The organism is Pseudomonas sp. LBUM1651 (assembly GCF_059716135.1).
On record NZ_CP166805.1, the window covers coordinates 1,387,756 to 1,405,855 of the forward strand.

Annotated in this window: 19 protein-coding genes and 1 pseudogene; 14 read left to right on the top strand and 6 right to left on the bottom strand. The window is 60.5% G+C overall.

Features of this window, described 5'->3' with window-relative positions; genetic code table 11:
• Window positions 1-167: 167 nt before the first annotated feature.
• Complete coding sequence (locus tag ACA066_RS06415; RefSeq protein WP_392886013.1) at window positions 168-509, top strand: aspartate-semialdehyde dehydrogenase; 342 nt, start codon at window positions 168-170, stop codon at window positions 507-509.
• Here the strand turns inward: ACA066_RS06415 and ACA066_RS06420 are convergent.
• The 3 genes from ACA066_RS06420 to ACA066_RS06430 all read right to left on the bottom strand — a co-directional run bounded on the left by ACA066_RS06420 (window position 506) and on the right by ACA066_RS06430 (window position 3,115).
• A complete protein-coding gene (locus tag ACA066_RS06420) occupies window positions 506-1,687 on the bottom strand; it encodes an aminotransferase class V-fold PLP-dependent enzyme (protein WP_497698557.1) in 1,182 nt (393 codons plus the stop codon). The genes ACA066_RS06415 and ACA066_RS06420 overlap by 4 nt on opposite strands.
• Window positions 1,684-2,154: a RidA family protein gene (locus ACA066_RS06425; RefSeq protein WP_497698558.1), complete on the bottom strand. Its 471-nt coding sequence runs from the start codon at window positions 2,152-2,154 to the stop codon at window positions 1,684-1,686. Before ACA066_RS06425 ends, ACA066_RS06420 begins: the two co-directional genes overlap by 4 nt.
• A gap of 88 nt (window positions 2,155-2,242) precedes the next feature.
• Window positions 2,243-3,115 carry a LysR substrate-binding domain-containing protein gene (locus tag ACA066_RS06430; protein ID WP_497698559.1) on the bottom strand — a complete coding sequence of 291 codons (873 nt, stop codon included), beginning with the start codon at window positions 3,113-3,115 and terminating at the stop codon, window positions 2,243-2,245.
• A 186-nt stretch (window positions 3,116-3,301) separates the two neighbouring features.
• Between ACA066_RS06430 and ACA066_RS06435 the strand changes: the two genes are divergently transcribed.
• Both ACA066_RS06435 and ccoM read left to right on the top strand, forming a co-directional pair.
• Window positions 3,302-3,463, top strand: a complete 162-nt coding sequence (locus ACA066_RS06435) for a hypothetical protein (RefSeq protein ID WP_008016476.1) — start codon at window positions 3,302-3,304, stop codon at window positions 3,461-3,463.
• Between the two features lie 142 nt (window positions 3,464-3,605).
• A complete protein-coding gene (gene ccoM / locus ACA066_RS06440; protein ID WP_007906619.1) occupies window positions 3,606-3,722 on the top strand; it encodes a cytochrome c oxidase subunit CcoM in 117 nt (38 codons plus the stop codon).
• A gap of 273 nt (window positions 3,723-3,995) precedes the next feature.
• Here ccoM and ACA066_RS06445 read toward each other — a convergent pair whose 3' ends face one another.
• Both ACA066_RS06445 and ACA066_RS06450 read right to left on the bottom strand, forming a co-directional pair.
• The gene (locus tag ACA066_RS06445; protein WP_497698560.1) at window positions 3,996-5,471 is read right to left on the bottom strand and encodes an inorganic phosphate transporter; all 1,476 of its coding nucleotides are present in this window, start codon (window positions 5,469-5,471) and stop codon (window positions 3,996-3,998) included.
• 377 nt (window positions 5,472-5,848) lie between these two features.
• Entirely contained in the window at window positions 5,849-6,049 is a 201-nt protein-coding gene (locus ACA066_RS06450) for a hypothetical protein (protein ID WP_007935837.1), read from the bottom strand.
• Window positions 6,050-6,719: 670 nt separating this feature from the next.
• Here ACA066_RS06450 and pcaR point away from each other — a divergent pair.
• The 11 genes and pseudogenes from pcaR to pcaC all read left to right on the top strand — a co-directional run bounded on the left by pcaR (window position 6,720) and on the right by pcaC (window position 17,102).
• Entirely contained in the window at window positions 6,720-7,562 is an 843-nt protein-coding gene (gene pcaR, locus ACA066_RS06455) for a pca regulon transcriptional regulator PcaR (protein WP_008025635.1), read from the top strand.
• Window positions 7,563-7,689: 127 nt separating this feature from the next.
• The gene (pcaK, locus tag ACA066_RS06460) at window positions 7,690-9,036 is read left to right on the top strand and encodes a 4-hydroxybenzoate transporter PcaK (RefSeq protein ID WP_497698561.1); all 1,347 of its coding nucleotides are present in this window, start codon (window positions 7,690-7,692) and stop codon (window positions 9,034-9,036) included.
• A gap of 306 nt (window positions 9,037-9,342) precedes the next feature.
• Complete coding sequence (locus ACA066_RS06465) at window positions 9,343-10,200, top strand: CoA transferase subunit A (protein ID WP_150630976.1); 858 nt, start codon at window positions 9,343-9,345, stop codon at window positions 10,198-10,200.
• Window positions 10,200-10,979, top strand: coding sequence for a CoA-transferase subunit beta (locus ACA066_RS06470; RefSeq protein ID WP_084321748.1), 780 nt, complete (start codon window positions 10,200-10,202; stop codon window positions 10,977-10,979). Before ACA066_RS06465 ends, ACA066_RS06470 begins: the two co-directional genes overlap by 1 nt.
• Window positions 10,976-12,181: a 3-oxoadipyl-CoA thiolase gene (gene pcaF / locus ACA066_RS06475; RefSeq protein WP_497698562.1), complete on the top strand. Its 1,206-nt coding sequence runs from the start codon at window positions 10,976-10,978 to the stop codon at window positions 12,179-12,181. The genes ACA066_RS06470 and pcaF overlap by 4 nt, the downstream gene beginning before the upstream one ends.
• Window positions 12,182-12,217: 36 nt before the next feature.
• Complete coding sequence (gene pcaH, locus ACA066_RS06480; protein ID WP_497698563.1) at window positions 12,218-12,922, top strand: protocatechuate 3,4-dioxygenase subunit beta; 705 nt, start codon at window positions 12,218-12,220, stop codon at window positions 12,920-12,922.
• 1 nt (window position 12,923) lies between these two features.
• A complete protein-coding gene (pcaG, locus tag ACA066_RS06485; protein ID WP_497698564.1) occupies window positions 12,924-13,490 on the top strand; it encodes a protocatechuate 3,4-dioxygenase subunit alpha in 567 nt (188 codons plus the stop codon).
• A gap of 248 nt (window positions 13,491-13,738) precedes the next feature.
• Window positions 13,739-14,449 (top strand): annotated as a pseudogene (locus tag ACA066_RS06490) (MFS transporter); the annotation flags it as partial.
• A gap of 82 nt (window positions 14,450-14,531) precedes the next feature.
• Window positions 14,532-15,896, top strand: a complete 1,365-nt coding sequence (locus ACA066_RS06495; RefSeq protein ID WP_497698565.1) for a 3-carboxy-cis,cis-muconate cycloisomerase — start codon at window positions 14,532-14,534, stop codon at window positions 15,894-15,896.
• Window positions 15,897-15,907: 11 nt separating this feature from the next.
• On the top strand, window positions 15,908-16,699 hold the full coding sequence (gene pcaD, locus ACA066_RS06500) for a 3-oxoadipate enol-lactonase (RefSeq protein WP_497698566.1): 792 nt from the start codon (window positions 15,908-15,910) through the stop codon (window positions 16,697-16,699).
• 10 nt (window positions 16,700-16,709) lie between these two features.
• Window positions 16,710-17,102 carry a 4-carboxymuconolactone decarboxylase gene (pcaC, locus tag ACA066_RS06505; RefSeq protein ID WP_497698567.1) on the top strand — a complete coding sequence of 131 codons (393 nt, stop codon included), beginning with the start codon at window positions 16,710-16,712 and terminating at the stop codon, window positions 17,100-17,102.
• Window positions 17,103-17,263: 161 nt separating this feature from the next.
• On the opposite strand, the gene ACA066_RS06510 is transcribed toward pcaC, so the two are convergent.
• Window positions 17,264-18,082, bottom strand: a complete 819-nt coding sequence (locus ACA066_RS06510; RefSeq protein ID WP_497698568.1) for a methyltransferase domain-containing protein — start codon at window positions 18,080-18,082, stop codon at window positions 17,264-17,266.
• Window positions 18,083-18,100 lie beyond the last annotated feature (18 nt).

Genomic DNA, 18,100 nt, shown 5'->3' on the forward strand with positions numbered 1-18,100 from the left:
TTCAGGGCCAAAGGACTCTCATAAAAACTGACGGTATTACGATAGTTCAACGATGCAAGGGGCGCAGGTCGGGGCACCTATTCGTGCCAAACGGGTCACAGTTTGCGACCGATGGCTCAAGTCGCCATCCCCGCAGCCGACAGCCTGCTGACAGGAGACAACTAATTATGCTGCCACCGATGCTCCCATTGAGTGCCGTGCCGATCACTTCCCAGCACGACCCGATCCGCCAGCGCCCGGACATTCCGCCCGTTGTGCCGGTGCAGGAAAGCTCCAACGAAAGCACGATCGATCTGCAACAGCGCGACCCGGAAGAGGCGGCATTTCAGCTGCGCGAGGAACAGCGCCGCAAGCAGGAACAGCAAAGGCGTCGTCGTGAAGCCGATGAGGATCCTGACGAACACCTGGCGATTCCCGGCACCGAGCTCAACGCCGACAACACCGTGCCGGTAGCACCGCTGATTGAAGACGAGCCGCGTCAGGGCTTGTGGGTCGACATTCAGATTTAAGCCTTGGTGAGTTCGTTGAGGGCGTTCAGCAATACCTCTATTTCTTCTTCGGTGTTGAGGTAACTGACGGCAATCCGCGCGATGCTTTCCAGCCCTCTTGCCTGCATGTCCAGTGGCGTATAGGCCACCCCATTGGCGCCGATGTTGATCCCTCGCTGCGCCAGTTGCTGCTTCAAATCGACACTGTCCCAACCCTTGAGCGTGAAGGCGATCAGGCCTGATTGCTGATCGGTGGCCCCCAGGTTGTGCAGCGTCAGCCCGCTGATGGTGCCGAGACGTTCGCGCAGGTGCCGACACAACCCATCGATCCGCTGACGAATGCGGGTCGCGCCCAACCGGTTGAACTCCTCCAGCGCATTGGCCAATCCCGCCAGCAAGGCCACCGACACTTCGCTGGTTTCAAAGCGCCGAGCATCGTCGCGCACGGAAAAGCTTTCGCCGTCCCAGGGGGCGGATAGCACGTCCAGATGGCCGGGCACGAGTCGTTCGAGGAACCCCGGTTTGACATACATCAGCGCCGTACCTCGCGGGCCACGGAGGAATTTACGCCCGGCGCCCTTGAGCACATCGCAGTTCAACGCCTGCACGTCGCAAGGCAGTTGCCCGAGTGCCTGACCGGCGTCGATGAAGTAGGCAATCCCGTGCTGTCGCGCCACGGCGCCTATGGCCTCGGCGGGATTGATCAGGCCGCCGTTGGCCGGGAGCCAGGTCAGCGCGATCAGCTTCACTTTCGGGTCGATCATCCGATTGAGGGCAGGGACGGATACCGCGCCTGTCTCATCGCAGGGAATCACCTCAAGCTGCGCGCCCGCACTGACGGCCCGGGACATGCAGGCCAGATTGCCGCCCCATTCATGGCGACCGACCAGGATCCGGTCGCCGGCCCGCCACGGCCCTAACGCGTTGAACGCCATGCCCCAGGCCGCCGAGCCGCTGCTGGCGAACGCGATGCTTTCAGTGTTGGCGTTGAGCAATGTCGCCGCCGCGTGGCGGGCGCGGGCCTGGATGCTCTGATCGGCGGCCTCCATCGGACCGCAGGTGGCTTCGCGCTGCAACTGCTCGATCATCGCGTCGAGGGTAGCCTGGCTGGGCAACGAAGCCCCGGCATGGTTGAAGTGAATCACGCTGGTGCAACCCGGTGTGGCCGCGCGCAACCGCTCCACCTCGGCGAAATTCACGGCCGCAACTCGAATATCGCGTCGATTTCCACCGCCACGCCGCCGGGCAAGCTCGATACACCCACGGCTGTGCGTACATGCCGGCCTTTTTCGCCAAGGGCGTTGACCAAAAGGTTGGAGGCGCCATTGGCAACGGCACCTTGACGCTGGAAGTCAGGAGCGCTGGCGATAAACACGCCCATGCGGATGATGCGCACCAGTTTCGACAGGTCATCGTTTAGCGCATCGCTGAGTTGCGCCAGGAGGCCCAAGGCAGCGAGTTCGGCGGCGTTGGCGCCTTCATCATCGGAGATCGATTCGCCAAGTCGACCGATGAAAGCCGGTTTGCCGTCCTGCAACGGGATCTGGCCGGAAATGAACAGCTGGTTCTGGCTGACTACATGGTTGACGTAATTGGCGATGGGCTGGCTCGGCGTCGGCAGGCTCAGGCCCAGTTGCTGGACACGGTGGGCGAGTGAATCGGTCATGGTGAATCCTCCTGAATGAAGGCTTCAGCATGTTGGCGTCCGGGTGGCGCGACAAACGGATAGATTTAATTCGACGTATTCAAATAATTCATGCATGAGCCATTTCATTCAGCCATTCACCGAAACATTCCGCTGCGTAGCTGGAAGGCCGATCGGGCGTGACCAGCCAATAACCGATTTCGCTGATGAATGGCGGGGTGTCAAAGGCTTCCACCAACGCGCCTTCCTTGAGTCGGCGTTCGATCAAATGGTGACGCCCCATGGCAATGCCCTGGCCGGCCACGACGGCTTCGACAACGATGTTGTAGTCGTGGAGCATCACGCTGGGGTAGTGGCTGAGGTCGATGCCATTGCGCGCGCTCCAGTCGAGCCATTCGAACGGTTGATAGGATTTGGCCATGAGTAACGGGCCGATGCCGGTGCCCTGGGTTTTGAATGCCGGGCTGCAAACCGGTGTCAGTGTTTCTGCCATGAAGCGCTGAGCCCGGACTTTCGGCCAGCCGCCCTTGCCATAACGAATCGCCAGGTCGACTTCGCCACCGCCAACGTCGGACAGTTCTACCGAAGGCAGCAGCTCGACATGGATGTGTGGATGGCGCGCGTTAAAGTCGGCCAGACGCGGCACCAGCCACAGCGTGGCAAATGAGGCGAGGAGGCCGATGCGCAGTGTGGTTTCATGATGATCGTTGCCGCGCAATTCACGGGTGGCCAGGGCAATGGATTCCAGGGCCGGTTGAATCTGCCGGTAGTACGCTTCGCCGGCTGGCGTCAGATCGATGGCCCTGGTGCGGCGGATAAACAGCCGCTGGTTCAGGAACTGCTCCAGTTTCTGCACTTGATGGCTGATTGCGCTTTGGGTTACCGACAATTCATCGGCGGCCTTGATGAAGCTCAAATGGCGAGCCACGGCCTCGAAGGCGCGCAGGGCCATCAAGGGCGGCAGATCCTGGTGCAATTCCACGGCGCGGGTCCTTTGGGTCCATCGCAAAAACGCGATTGTGCGGTGAAAAAACCGCTTCGGTACATATTTTGTTAAGCCGCCGTTACGCGGGTGACTGGTCAGCGCCGGCGCCAGACCGCATTATTGGCGCAATCCTGTCGAGCGATGCGGCAGTGTAATTTTCCTTCACGCGATGCACTGACCACCATGAGCCAAGACGACAAGCTGATCGACCTTAACGCCGAACGCGCCAAGCGTGTTCACGATCTCAACGACAAACGCTTGAATGAAGTCCGCCAGGCATTCGAGCAAGCAATGCCATTGGGTAAAGCGAAGAAGAAGCCGAAGAACAAACCGAAAAAGCGTTAATCCCCCGGCATCCGTTGATGCAAATCAGTTTTCCCCCTCCTTTGCGCCCTGTCTCGGGCGATATTGACCCCGGTCAATTTTCTCTCCTGCCTGATTGGTTAACTTAGCCCCATCGCAACAGGGTAAGTGCAGGAGGCCAGTCATGTTTTTCGACAACGTGGTGATCGCCGGAGTGCTGACAGTCGGCCTCATGGTTCTGTTTTTTGCAGGATTTGGATTTTTTATCTGGAAGGATTCGCACAAGCGGAAAAAACCGTAGGTCTTTCTGGATGCAATGAGCACGCAAGGCATTTTGGGCAACTTCGGTTGCCCTTTTTTTTGCCTGCGAAAATCTATCGGCTTATGGACATCTCCTGTAGGAGCCGAGCTTGCTCGCGATGAGGCCATAGCAGTCGCCATCCATGTCGACTGTTAGACCGCTATCGCGAGCAAGCTCGGCTCCTACAGGTTTTGTGGTGTATTACGATTTACCGGCAACCATAAAAAAAGGCGCGAGCCTCACGGATCGCGCCTTTTTCGTTGCAGCGAAGTATCAGCTGCCCAGTGCCTTCGACGCCAGCCAGAACAGACCGGCCGACAGGGTCACGGTCGCTGGCAGGGTCAGGACCCAGGCCAGCAGGATGGTTCTGACGGTGCCGCCCTGCAGGCCGCTTTTGTTGGCGACCATGGTGCCGGCCACACCTGAAGACAGGACGTGGGTGGTGGAAACCGGCAGACTGAAGATGTTGGCCATGCCGATCAGGCTCGCGGTCGTGATCTGCGCCGACATGCCTTGGGAGTAAGTCATGCCTTGCTTGCCGATCTTCTCGCCGATGGTCAGCACCACGCGCTTCCAGCCCACCATGGTGCCCAGGCCCAGGGCCAGTGCAACCGCCAGAATCACCCAGAACGGGGCGTATTCGGTGGTGGTGGTCAGGTCTTTGCGCAGCTTGTTCAGGTCAGCCTTTTCACGGGCCGCGAGGCCGGGCAGCTTGCCGACTTTCTTCGCCGTGTCATCCAGGCAGAGCAGGTAGCGACGGACTTCGATACGGCTTTCCGCCGACAGCGAATGGTAGTCGGCGACACCTTTGAGGGTGTCGAGCAGGGCCGTGATGGTCGGTTCGGTCTGTTGCGGGTTGCAACGGAATTTCTCCGGCAGATCACCTTCCACGCTTTTGCCCAGGGCCAGGTATTCACCCAGCGTATCGGCATTGCGCTTGTAGAACTGGTTCAGGTGCAGGGTCGCATCGCGAGTGCGTTCGATCTGGTAGGTGGTGCTGCCCAGGTCGAGTACGAACTGCGCCGGAACGATACCGATCAGCACCAGCATGATCAGGCCGATACCTTTCTGGCCATCGTTGGAACCGTGCACGAAGCTCACGGCCATGGCCGAAATCACCAGCACCAGGCGGTTCCAGAACGGCGGATGCTTCTTGTCGTCGATCTTGCGGCGCTGTTCCGGCGTCTTGTGCATCTTCGACAGTGGACGCCACCATTTAAGGCCGATCAGGATCAGCGCGGCGATCAGGAACCCGGCCATCGGCGAAAACACCAGCGAAGCCGCGATATCGATCGCCTTCTGCCAGTTGACGCCATCGGCCAATGGAATGTCGTTGATCAGGGCGTTGGCCAGGCCAACCCCGAGGATCGAACCGATCAGCGTGTGGGAGCTGGAGGCCGGGATACCGAAGTACCAGGTGCCCAGGTTCCAGGTGATGGCGGCGGCAAGCAACGAGAACACCATGGCCAGTCCGTGACCGGTGTTCACATTGATCAGCAGTTCTACCGGCAGCAGGTGGACGATGGCATACGCCACGCCAACACCGCCCAGCAGCACGCCGAGGAAGTTGAACACACCGGAAAAGAATACGGCCAGATGCGGCGGCATGGCTTTGGTGTAGATAACAGTGGCAACCGCGTTAGCGGTGTCATGAAAGCCGTTGATGAACTCGAAGGCGAGGACAAAGGCGAGGGCGAGCAAGAGGCTCGCAAGCACCCAAGCATCCAGTCCGCTGAATAAATCGATCATGAAGGTTTTCTGACCCGGTCGTAAGGGGGCGCGATTATGCCAGAAAAGACTGGTAATCGATGCACTAGCTGCTCATCGGTAACATTCTTCAACGAATTTTCTTGCAGCAATACCCCGAGGGCGGGGTCTTTTTCGGGTTCTGCAAGTGGTTGAATTTCTTTGGAAAGCCCGCAGGCACAAGGGTTTCTCTCGAAGAGTCGAGAGACGTAAAGGCTTGTATGAAATATCTGAGAAGAGGGCCAGACATGAGCCAATTACCTCATCAGATAGATGAGGTGACCGCTGCCCGCTCGTAGCGGGCGCGAATGGCAACATCAATGCATCCCGCTTTTAACGGGGGCAGACGCAGGCCCTTGAAAGGAGTCAGGCCGAGGCGATCATGGCTCTTCGGCTTTGAGTTCCTTTTCCATCTTCTGCAGTTCCTGGGTGAAAGCCTGGTCCTGAACGGTGGCGCGTTTACGCCAGGGTTTGCGTTCCGGTTCGGGCTGAGCGGCGTAGGTGGTGACTTCCCCGCCGTAAACTTCCTTGTAACGTTGTTCCTGGCGCTCAAGTTCCGCGCGCAGTTCGTCTTTCGTCACAGTGCTACCTGTATGGGTTGAGATTAATTCTGGTAAATCGCGCTGCATCAAATGCATCGACCACGCTCGCCGAAAGGACAATGCCCGCAAAGGCATTGTTTTACGGCAAGGCAATCGATACTTCCATGTTGCAGGCGGCCACGGCACCAGAGCAAACAGCTGACGTAGCATCAGTTTCCTATTTCAGCGAGCGCGCTGTCGGAGCATTGAAATGAGCGTCAGGCGCTTGCTGCAGGCAGCCACGATGGAACATCGCGCTACCGGGTGACGGAACCGGCGAGAAGAAGAACCGAGCCGTCACTGAATTGCATTATAGCGGTCGATTTGAAGAACACTATCGCCAAAGAGTTAAAAATGGATCTTCATGTGTGATCGTTTTATTACTTGCAACTTTTTACCTTCACTTGGCCGCGATGTCTTTCTGGCGTCATTAAGTCGAACAAGTTAGGACATAACATGGGGGCTTTAACTCAGAGTTCAAGCACGGAGGTAAAACCATGTAACGGGGAAGGACGCACAGGTGCTCGGCCAACGCTCTGTAACGGCAACCGATTGCGATAATCGGCCGAGGGTTCGATAATCGCCCAGTCTTGGCTGCCTGTGGCTTGTGTGCCAAACCCGGAGCCGCTTGTAATAGCCGTCGCCGATTGGTGTGGGAAAAGGACCTGATATGAACGAGCAAATGCGTAATTCCTTCGCTTCAGTAGCGCCGCCGATCGTCGCGTCGCCCGCCAAGCGGATCCAGGCCTTGACCGGCGACCCGGACTTCATGACGTCCCTGGCCCGAGGTCTGGCCGTGGTGCAAGCGTTCCAGGAGCGCAAACGGCACCTGACCATCGCCCAGATCAGTCACCGCACGGAAATTCCCCGCGCCGCCGTGCGACGTTGCCTGCACACCTTGATCAAACTCGGCTACGCCACCACCGACGGTCGCACCTATTCACTGCTGCCCAAAGTGCTGACCCTCGGCCATGCCTATCTGTCCTCGACCCCGCTGGCGGTGTCTGCCCAGCCCTATCTCGACCGCATGAGCGAACAACTCCACGAGGCCTGCAACATGGCCACGCTGGAAGGCGATGACATTTTGTACATCGCTCGCTCGGCGACGACTCAGCGGCTGATTTCCGTCGACCTGTCGGTAGGCGGACGCCTCCCGGCCTATTGCACCTCCATGGGCAGGATTCTTCTCGCTGCACTGGATGACACGTCGCTGCGCGAATACCTCGACCACGCAGACCTGCAAGCCAAGACCAGCCGCACCTTGCACACTCCCGAAGCGTTGCTCGAATGCCTGCAGGAAGTGCGGCAACAAGGCTGGTGCATCGTCGATCAGGAATTGGAACAAGGCCTGCGTTCGATTGCCGTTCCGGTGTACGACGCTTCCGGACAAGTAGTGGCGGCGCTCAACGTCAGCACGCATGCCGGTCGGGTCAGCCGCAACGAGCTGGAGCAACGGTTCCTGCCGGGTCTGCTGGCGGCCAGTCGCAATCTCAGCGCCCAGCTCTTCGCTTAAGCTGTTCGATAATCGCCCAAACTCGTGTTTAACGAATTGACGCACTTTCCCCAGGATCACTAATGTCGCGGCAGCGCCAGCCCAGGCTGGCACCTGTCCGACTGCGTTCTTGCGTGGAATAAAAATAATGAACCAGCCTCAGTCTGCTGTAGGTAACTGCCTCGACGTGCAGTCCTTCATCAATGCTCAACCCATCTCGCGCTACCAGTGGCGAGTGGTGATCCTGTGTTTCCTGATTGTTTTCCTTGATGGCCTCGACACCGCGGCCATGGGCTTCATCGCGCCGGCGCTGTCCCAGGACTGGGGCATCGATCGCGCCAGCCTTGGCCCGGTGATGAGTGCGGCGTTGATCGGCATGGTCTTCGGCGCACTGGGCTCCGGCCCGTTGGCTGACCGCTTCGGGCGAAAAGTCGTACTGGTCGGCGCGGTGCTGTTGTTCGGCGCCTTCAGCCTGGCGTCGGCTTACAGCACCAATGTCGATCAACTGCTGGTGCTGCGCTTCCTGACCGGCCTGGGCCTTGGCGCCGGGATGCCAAACGCCACGACATTGCTGTCGGAATACACCCCGGAGCGCAAGAAATCCTTGCTGGTGACCAGCATGTTCTGCGGCTTCAACCTCGGCATGGCCGGTGGCGGGTTCATTTCGGCCAAGCTGATTCCGGCGTTCGGCTGGCACAGCCTGCTGCTGATCGGCGGGATTCTGCCGCTGATCCTTGCCGTCGTCTTGCTGTTCTGGCTGCCGGAGTCGGCACGTTACCTGGTCGTGCGCAATCGGGGCACCGACAAAGTGCGCAAGGCGCTGGCGCCAATCGATCCGACGGTCGTCGCTCAAGCATCCAGCTTCAGCGTACCGGAACAGAAAATCGTGAAGGCCCGCAACGTGTTTGCGGTGATCTTCTCCGGCACCTACAGCACCGGCACCTTGTTGTTGTGGCTGACCTACTTCATGGGCCTGGTGATCGTTTACCTGCTGACCAGTTGGCTGCCGACGCTGATGCGTGACAGTGGCGCGAGCATGGAACAGGCAGCATTCATCGGCGCGCTGTTCCAGTTCGGCGGCGTATTGAGCGCAGTGGGCGTGGGCTGGGCGATGGACCGGTTCAATCCGCACAAGGTCATCGGCACTTTCTACCTGCTGGCCGGGGTGTTTGCCTACGCGGTGGGGCAGAGCCTGGGCAACATCACGCTATTGGCGACACTGGTGCTGGTGGCCGGGATGTGTGTCAACGGCGCGCAATCGGCGATGCCTTCGCTGGCGGCGCGGTTTTATCCGACCCAGGGGCGGGCGACCGGTGTGTCGTGGATGCTCGGGATTGGTCGGTTCGGTGCAATTCTCGGTGCGTGGATGGGCGCGACGTTGTTGGGGTTGGGCTGGAACTTTGAACAAGTGCTGACGGCGCTGGTGATCCCGGCGGCGTTGGCGACGACGGCGGTGGTGATCAAGGGCATGGTCAGTCATGCGGATGCGACCTGATCGTCTGATCCGGAATCTCAGGTGATTTTGATGGCCTCTTCGCGGGCAAGCCTCGCTCCAGGTTCAGCGTCGTTCACATGGTTGGATGCGACACAAATCCTGTAGGAGCGAGCGGTGCGACGTTTCGACTTGCCCGCGAAGCTTTTAGCGATCGATAGTCAAGCAACAATCTGTTCGATAAACGAACACTTAGTCGATTATCGGATTGTTTGGCGTTTTGCACAGGCTTAACCTTCAGTCATTCCGGCGCGCGCATCGCGCCTTTTTCGACCACTGTCGGTTCATAACAAAACGGGAGCCTGCCCCATGGCTGAAATCCTTTCGCTGCACGACGCGGTGAAGCAATTCGTCAACGACGGCGATACCGTCGCGCTCGAAGGCTTCACTCACCTGATCCCTACGGCGGCGGGTCACGAAATCATTCGTCAGGGCAAGAAAGATCTGACGCTGGTACGGATGACACCTGACCTGATCTACGACCAATTGATCGGTGCCGGTTGTGCTCGCAAGCTGATTTTCTCCTGGGGTGGCAACCCGGGCGTCGGTTCGCTGCACCGTCTGCGCGACGCAGTCGAGAAGCAGTGGCCGCATGCGCTGGAAATCGAAGAACACAGCCACGCCGACCTGGCAAATGCCTACGTCGCTGGCGCCTCCGGCCTACCGTTCGCGGTGCTGCGTGCCTACGCCGGCTCCGACCTGCCGAAGGTCAACCCGCTGATCAAGAGCGTCACTTGCCCGTTCACCGGTGAAGTATTGGCGGCGGTGCCTTCGGTGCGTCCGGACATCACCGTGATCCACGCGCAGAAAGCCGACCGTAAAGGCAACGTGCTGCTGTGGGGCATTCTCGGCGTGCAGAAAGAAGCCGCACTGGCCGCCAAGCGTTGCATCGTCACCGTCGAAGAAATCGTCGACGATCTCAACGCACCGATGAACTCCTGTGTGCTGCCGACCTGGGCCTTGAGTGCGGTTTGCCACGTCCCTGGCGGTGCGCATCCGTCCTACGCTCACGGCTACAACGAGCGCGATAACCGTTTCTATCAGGCCTGGGACCCGATTGCCCGCGACCGTGAAACCTTCACCGCGTGGATCAACGAATACATCCATGGCTGCGCTGACTTCAGCGAGTTCCAGGCCAAGCTGGCCGCTGCATCGGAGGCGAAGTAATGACTTACACCACCAATGAAATGATGACCGTCGCCGCGGCCCGTCGCCTGAAGAACGGTTCGGTGTGCTTCGTCGGTATCGGCCTGCCGTCGAAAGCCGCCAACCTGGCGCGTCTGACGTCCTCGCCGGATGTAGTACTTATCTACGAATCGGGTCCGATCGGTGCCAAGCCGAGCGTACTGCCGCTGTCGATCGGTGACGGTGAACTGGCGGAAACTGCTGACACTGTCGTCCCGACCGGTGAGATTTTTCGCTACTGGCTGCAGGGCGGGCGCATCGACGTCGGTTTCCTCGGCGCCGCGCAAGTCGACCGCTTCGGCAACATCAACACCACGGTGGTCGGGGACTATCACCAGCCAAAAGTCCGTCTGCCGGGTGCCGGTGGTGCACCGGAGATTGCCGGTTCGGCCAAAAGCGTTTTGATCATCCTTAAACAGTCGGCGCGTTCCTTCGTCGACAAGCTCGACTTCATCACCTCGGTCGGCCATGGCGAGGGCGGTGATTCGCGCAAGCGTCTCGGTCTGCCGGGCGCCGGTCCGGTCGGCATCATCACCGACCTGTGCATCATGGAACCGGAAGCGGGCACCCATGAATTCGTGGTCACTGCGTTGCACCCTGGCGTGACCCGCGAGCAAGTGACCGCAGCGACAGGTTGGGCCATTCGTTTCGCCGAGACGGTTGAAAACACCGCCGAGCCCACCGAGGTTGAACTGAAAGCGCTCAGGGATCTGGAAGCCCGCACCGCCGCCGCCCACGGCCAAGCACCCGGAGAAGCGTGATGCGTGACGTTTATATCTGCGACGCGATTCGCACCCCCATCGGCCGTTTCGGCGGTGGCCTGTCAGCCGTTCGCGCCGACGACCTGGCCGCCGTGCCGATCAAGGCGTTGATGGAACGCAACCCGTCGGTGGACTGGAACGCGGTGGACGAAGTGTTCCTCGGCTGCGCCAACCAGGCCGGCGAAGACAACCGTAACGTGGCGCGCATGGCGCTGCTGTTGGCGGGCCTGCCGGAAACCATCCCGGGCGTGACCCTCAATCGCCTCTGCGCTTCGGGCATGGACGCGATCGGCACCGCGTTCCGCGCCATCGCCAGCGGCGAAATGGAGTTGGCGATTGCCGGCGGCGTCGAGTCGATGTCCCGCGCGCCGTTTGTGATGGGCAAGGCGGATGCGGCGTTCTCGCGCAACATGAAGCTGGAAGACACCACCATCGGCTGGCGTTTCATCAACCCGTTGATGAAAGCCCAATACGGTGTCGATGCAATGCCGCAGACCGCCGACAACGTGGCGGACGATTACGAAGTTTCCCGCGAAGATCAGGACGCTTTCGCCCTGCGTAGTCAGCAGCGGACAGCCGCCGCGCAAGCGGCAGGATTTTTCGCAGAAGAAATCGTCGAAGTGCGCATTGCCCACAAGAAGGGTGAAACAGTCGTCAGCCAGGACGAACATCCTCGCGCCGACACGACGCTGGAAACCCTGGCCAAACTAAAACCGGTCAACGGCCCCGACAAAACCGTTACTGCCGGCAATGCGTCGGGTGTGAACGACGGTGCCGCAGCGCTGATCCTGGCCTCGGCCGAAGCCGTGAAAAAACACGGTTTGACCGCTCGCGCCAAAGTGCTGGGCATGGCGAGTGCCGGCGTTGCACCGCGGGTAATGGGCATCGGCCCGGTCCCGGCGGTGCGCAAGCTGACCGAACGCCTGGGCCTGGCAGTCAGTGATTTCGACGTGATCGAACTCAACGAAGCCTTCGCCAGTCAGGGCTTGGCCGTGCTGCGTGAACTGGGGCTGGCGGACGACGCGACTCAGGTCAACCCCAACGGTGGCGCCATTGCCTTGGGTCATCCGTTGGGCATGAGTGGTGCGCGTCTGGTGCTGACGGCGTTGCATCACCTGGAAAAAACCGGTGGCAAGAAAGGTCTGGCGACCATGTGTGTCGGCGTCGGCCAGGGTCTGGCCTTGGCAATCGAACGCGTCTGACGCGCAGCAGTGACAATAAGAACAGAGGAAAGCGAAATGACTGACAAGCCTGGTTACCGTCGCCCGCAGGAAGGCACCCAGCCGGAGTACCTGCAGCCGACTTATCAATCTACCAACCTGCGCTCGCCGTCCAAGCCGTTGGTGTTTCTGCCCCATTCGCTGTCGGAAATTACCGGCCCGACGGTCGGTGCCGAGCGCGTCAGCGAGAAGGACAACGACCTGACCGCCCAGCACACGGGCGAGCCATTGGGCGAACGCATCATCATTCACGGCCGCGTGCTGGATGAAAACGGTCTGCCGGTGCCGGGGATTCTGGTGGAGATCTGGCAGGCCAACGCCGCCGGCCGCTACAACCATGCCCGCGACCTACATGACGCACCGCTGGACCCGAACTTCACCGGCACCGGCCGCACCGTGACCGACGCCGATGGCGGGTACCAGTTCCAGAGCATCAAGCCCGGCGCCTACCCGTGGGGCAACCACCACAACGCCTGGCGTCCGGCGCACATCCATTTCTCACTGTTCGGGCCGAGCATTCTGACGCGCCTCGTCACCCAGATGTATTTCCCCGGTGACCCGCTGCTGGCGTACGACCCGATCTACAACTGCGTGCCGGACACCCGCGCCAAAGAGCGCCTGATTGCCAGTTTCGACCTGGAAAAAACCATCCCTTCCTACGCCCTCGGTTATCGCTGGGACATCATCTTGCGCGGCCGCGATGCCACGCCGATGGAGAAATAAGATGACGCTGACTGCGACCACGTCCCACACCGTCGGGCCGTATTACCACATCGGCCTGACCTGGCTGAACCGCGAAAACCTGACTGTCGAACAAACCCTGGGCGAGCGCGTGGCGATCACCGGGCAAGTCGTCGATGGCAACGGCGACGTCGTCAACGACGCGATGCTGGAAGTCTGGCAGGCCAACGCCGCCGGCAAGTACGACCACCCCGAAGACGATCAGGACAAACCCCTGGACCCGAACTTCGAAGGCTTTGGCCGGATTCCGGTGGATGCCGAAGGGCGCTTCCGGTTCACCACGATCAAGCCGGGCACGGTGGAAGGTCTCAAAGGCACGACCCAGGCACCGCACCTGGTGGTACTGGTGTTTGCTCGCGGGTTGGTGAAGCACTTGCTGACGCGGATTTACTTTGATGGCGAGCCGGCGAATGTGTCGGATCCGTTGCTGGAGTGCGTGCCGGCGGAGCGTCGCGGTACCTTGCTGGCGAAGCAGGATGCGTCCGGTGTGTACCAGTGGAATGTGATTCTGCAGGGCACTGATGTGGAGACGGTGTTCTTCGATTATTGAGTGAGCGCACTACACCTGTAGCGAGGGGGCTTGTCGGAACGCCGCACCGCCCCGTTCGGCTGCGAAGCAGTCGTAAAACCGGTGCACGCGTTCTAGCTGCAGATATGCGGTGCCTGGTTTTGGGGTCGCTTCGCAACCCAACGGGGGCAAGCCCCCTCGCCACAGGGATCGGGTTGCTGATCCATCTGTGGAACGGGACTGTTGCAAAGTGTGTCTAGACTGTCACTGCCCCCAAAGAATGAAGAACAATGACAACCTCTACCGCTACTACAGCGCATTACACCGGCGAAGAGCGCAGCAAGCGCATCTTCGCGATTGTCGGCGCCTCGTCCGGTAACCTTGTCAAATGGTTCGACTTCTACGTCTACGCCTTTTGTGCGATCTATTTTGCGCCAGCCTTTTTTCCGTCCGATAACCCGACTGTGCAACTGGTGAATACTGCGGGCGTGTTCGCGGCCGGGTTCCTGATGCGACCCATTGGCGGCTGGATTTTCGGTCGTGTCGCGGACAAGCACGGTCGCAAGAATTCGATGATGATTTCGATTCTGATGATGTGCTTCGGTTCGTTGCTCATCGCCTGCCTGCCGACCTACAAGGACATCGGCGTCTGGGCGCCGATCATGCTGTTGTTCGCGCGCTTGATCCAGGGCCTGTCGGTGGGCGGTGAGTACGGCACCACCGCGACCTGCATGAGTGAAGTTGCGCTCAAGGGCCAGCGCGGTTTTTTTGCCTCATTCCAGTACGTGACACTGATTGTCGGGCAACTGCTGGCGGTGTCGCTGGTGGTGATCCTGCAACAGTTCCTCACCGAAGATGACCTGCGTGCCTACGGCTGGCGGATTCCGTTCGTGGTCGGTGCAGCCGCCGCATTGATCTCGCTGTTCCTGCGTCGTTCGCTCAAGGAAACCACCAGCAAGGAAATGCGCGACAACAAGGACGCCGGCAGCATCCGCGCATTGACCGAAACAGGCGAAATACCTGCACCACGACCTTTGATCCATCTGCGTGGGCCACACCGGCCCACGCCTTCAGGGACTGTTTATGAACCAGCGACCGGGCAATCAATTGTTCGATGCCTATTTCACTGCCCGCGATATGCGTGACGTGTTCTGCGATCAGGGCCGGGTTCAGGCCATGCTCGATTTCGAAGCGGCGCTGGCTCGGGCCGAGGCGAAGGTCGGCTTGATTCCGCAGACCGCTGTGGCGTCTATCGAAGCAGCCTGTCGTGCCGGGCATTACGACTTCGCTGCCCTCGGCGATGCGATTGCCACGGCCGGCAATTCGGCGATTCCATTGGTGAAAGCCTTGGGTAAACAGATCGCGACCACCGACGCCAAAGCCGAGCGCTATGTGCATCTGGGCGCCACCAGCCAGGACGTGATGGACACTGGCCTGGTGCTGCAACTGCGCCGGGCGCTGGAACTGATTGAATGCGATCTGGCGCAACTGGGCGAAACCCTCGCGACGCAAGCCTTGCGTTTCGTCGCCACGCCGCTGGCGGGACGCACCTGGTTGCAACACGCGACGCCGGTCACCCTGGGCATGAAGATCGCCGGTTGGCTGGGCGCCGTTACCCGCAGCCGTCAACGCCTGCAAGAACTCAAACCGCGTCTGCTGGTGCTGCAATTCGGCGGCGCCTCCGGAACCCTTGCGGCCCTCGGCGCACAGGCGATGCCGATTGCCGAAGCGCTGGCCGGGGAACTGCAACTGACCTTGCCCGACCAGCCCTGGCACACCCAGCGTGATCGCCTGGTGGAATTCGCTTCGGTGCTGGGATTGATCGCCGGCAGCCTCGGCAAACTCGGCCGCGACATCAGCCTGTTGATGCAGACCGAAGCGGGCGAAGTGTTCGAACCCTCGGCGCCGGGCAAGGGCGGCTCGTCGACCATGCCGCACAAACGCAACCCGGTGGGCGCTGCGGTGCTGATCGGCGCGGCTACCCGCGTGCCCGGTTTGCTCTCGACCCTGTTCAGCGCGATGCCGCAAGAACACGAGCGCAGCCTGGGCCTGTGGCATGCCGAGTGGGAAACCCTGCCGGAGATTTGTTGCCTGGTGTCCGGCAGTCTCAAACAAGCGCTGCTGGTGGCGAACGGACTGGAAGTGGACGCCGAACGCATGGCCCGCAACCTCGACCTGACCCAAGGCCTGGTGCTGGCCGAAGCAGTGAGCATTGTCCTTGCGCAACGGGTCGGCCGCGACACCGCACACCATTTGTTGGAACAATGCTGCGAGCGCGCCGTGGCCGAGCAACGGCATTTGCGCGCGGTCCTCGGCGACGAGCCGCCAGTGACCGCCGAACTCTCGCCTGCTGAACTCGATGATCTGCTGGACCCCGCCCACTATCTCGGTCAATCCCGTACGTGGGTCGAGCGAGCGGTGGCTGAACATTCTGCGTTGACTGCCTGAAGGAGACTGCTGTGGCTTTCGTACAACTCGCCGAGGGCGAACTGAATTACCAACTCGATGGACCTGAAAACGCGCCGGTGCTGGTACTGTCCAACTCGCTGGGCACCAACCTGCACATGTGGGACGCGCAGATTGCAGCGTTCACCGAGCATTTCCGGGTGCTGCGTTTCGACACCCGCGGGCACGGCAAATCGCTGGTCACGCCGGGACCGTACAGCATCGAGCAATTGGGCCGTGACGTGCTCGCCTTGCTGGATGCGTTGCACATCGACAAAGCGCATTTCTGCGGCCTGTCGATGGGTGGCTTGATCGGCCAGTGGCTGGGCATCCATGCCGGTAATCGATTGAACAAACTGGTGGTGTGCAACACCGCGGCGAAAATCGGCGATCCGTCGATCTGGAACCCACGCATCGAAACCGTCCTGCGTGACGGTGCGGCGGCCATGGTCGCGCTGCGCGATGCATCGATTGCGCGCTGGTTCACCCCGGACTTTGCCCAAGCCAATCCTGCTGCGGCCAAGAAGATTACCGACATGCTCGCGGCCACTTCTCCAGAAGGTTATGCGGCCAATTGTGCGGCGGTACGCGATGCCGATTTCCGTGATCAGCTGTCCTCGATCAAGGTGCCGCTGCTGGTCATCGCCGGCACCGAAGACGCGGTCACGCCGCCATCCGGTGGGCACTTCATCGAGGAACACGTGCAGGGCGCCGAGTACGCCGAGTTCTACGCCGCGCACCTGTCCAACGTTCAGGCCGGTGCTGACTTCAGCGACCGTGTGCTGGCGTTTCTGTCAGCTGATTAAGGGGATTGTTGTGGACGAGAAACAACGTTACGACGATGGGCTGAATGTCCGCCGCGCCGTGCTCGGCGACGCCCACGTCGACCGCAGCCTGAACGCGCTGTCCGAGTTCAACTCGGAGTTTCAGGAAATGATCACCCGTCACGCCTGGGGCGACATCTGGACCCGCCCGGGCCTGCCGCGCCACACCCGCAGCCTGATCACCATCGCCATGCTGATCGGCATGAACCGCAATGAAGAACTCAAGTTGCACCTGCGCGCCGCCGCCAACAACGGCGTGACCCGCGGCGAGATCAAGGAAGTGATCATGCAGAGCGCGATCTACTGCGGCATCCCGGCGGCGAATGCGACGTTCCACCTGGCGGAATCGGTGTGGGATGAGTTGGGGGTTGAGTCGCGGGAGTGATTCCGGAGATTTGTGGGGGCTGAACTGGCGCCTTCGCGAGCAAGCTCGCTCCCACAGGTGTTGTGTACGACCGGTCCACTGTGGGAGCGAGACCGGCTTGCCGGCGAAAGCGCTGGTGGGCTTGATACATCAATTGGCTGGATAACCGATTTCGCGATCAATCAAACCTTCGCGACGATGAAGATTCGCTTGAACGGAAACAGCGTGTGCCCATCCTCTTCCTGCGGGTAATGCGCATGGACCCGCATGATGAAGTGATAGATGAACCGCGCCAATTCATCATCCTTCAGCCCTTGCATCGCCGCCCGCAAGGCTGACACCTTGATCCAGTCATAAACCGGCGACTTGCCGTCAACGACTTGCAGCTGCTCGGTTTCCCAGATATCCAGCGAGCCGGTCAGCGGCGCGAGCAGATGGTAATAATCCGCAAGCGACAACAGGGGGCGTCTGGCCAGGGTCTCGCGCAGCTGCGAGGTGCCCAGCGGTTTGCCGTTGGCGCCTCCATCGTTGAGCGTGTCGAGCATCAACTGATACCACAACGCATCCCGCCAGTCGGGCATGTGCGCCGCCAGGCAACCGCCGGGGTTCAGGTGCCTGAGCAGCCATGGCAGCAGTTTTTCGTGATCGTCGATGAAATGCAGCACGGCGGCGGCGAACAGCAGATCGAAGGGCTGCTCGGGTTGCCAGCGCTGTAGGTCGCACTGTTTCCATATCGCTTTGATCGGTAGTTGACGGGCCTGGTCCAGCATTTCTTCTGAACTGTCGATGCCGAGCAACTTTGCGCGAGGCCAACACTTGGCCAGCAACTGTGTGGCAATGCCGGTACCGCATCCCAGATCGCAGATGCGCCCAGGCTTATCGAGTTCGACACGCTCGAGCAGTTCGATGACCGGCCGTTGCCTGAGGCGGGAAAACTGCTGGTACGCCTTGGCGTCCCAGTCGACGCAGGCGTTCCCTGCCGTTTCAAGTTTGACGCTCATGAGGTGGTCCTCTCTGGC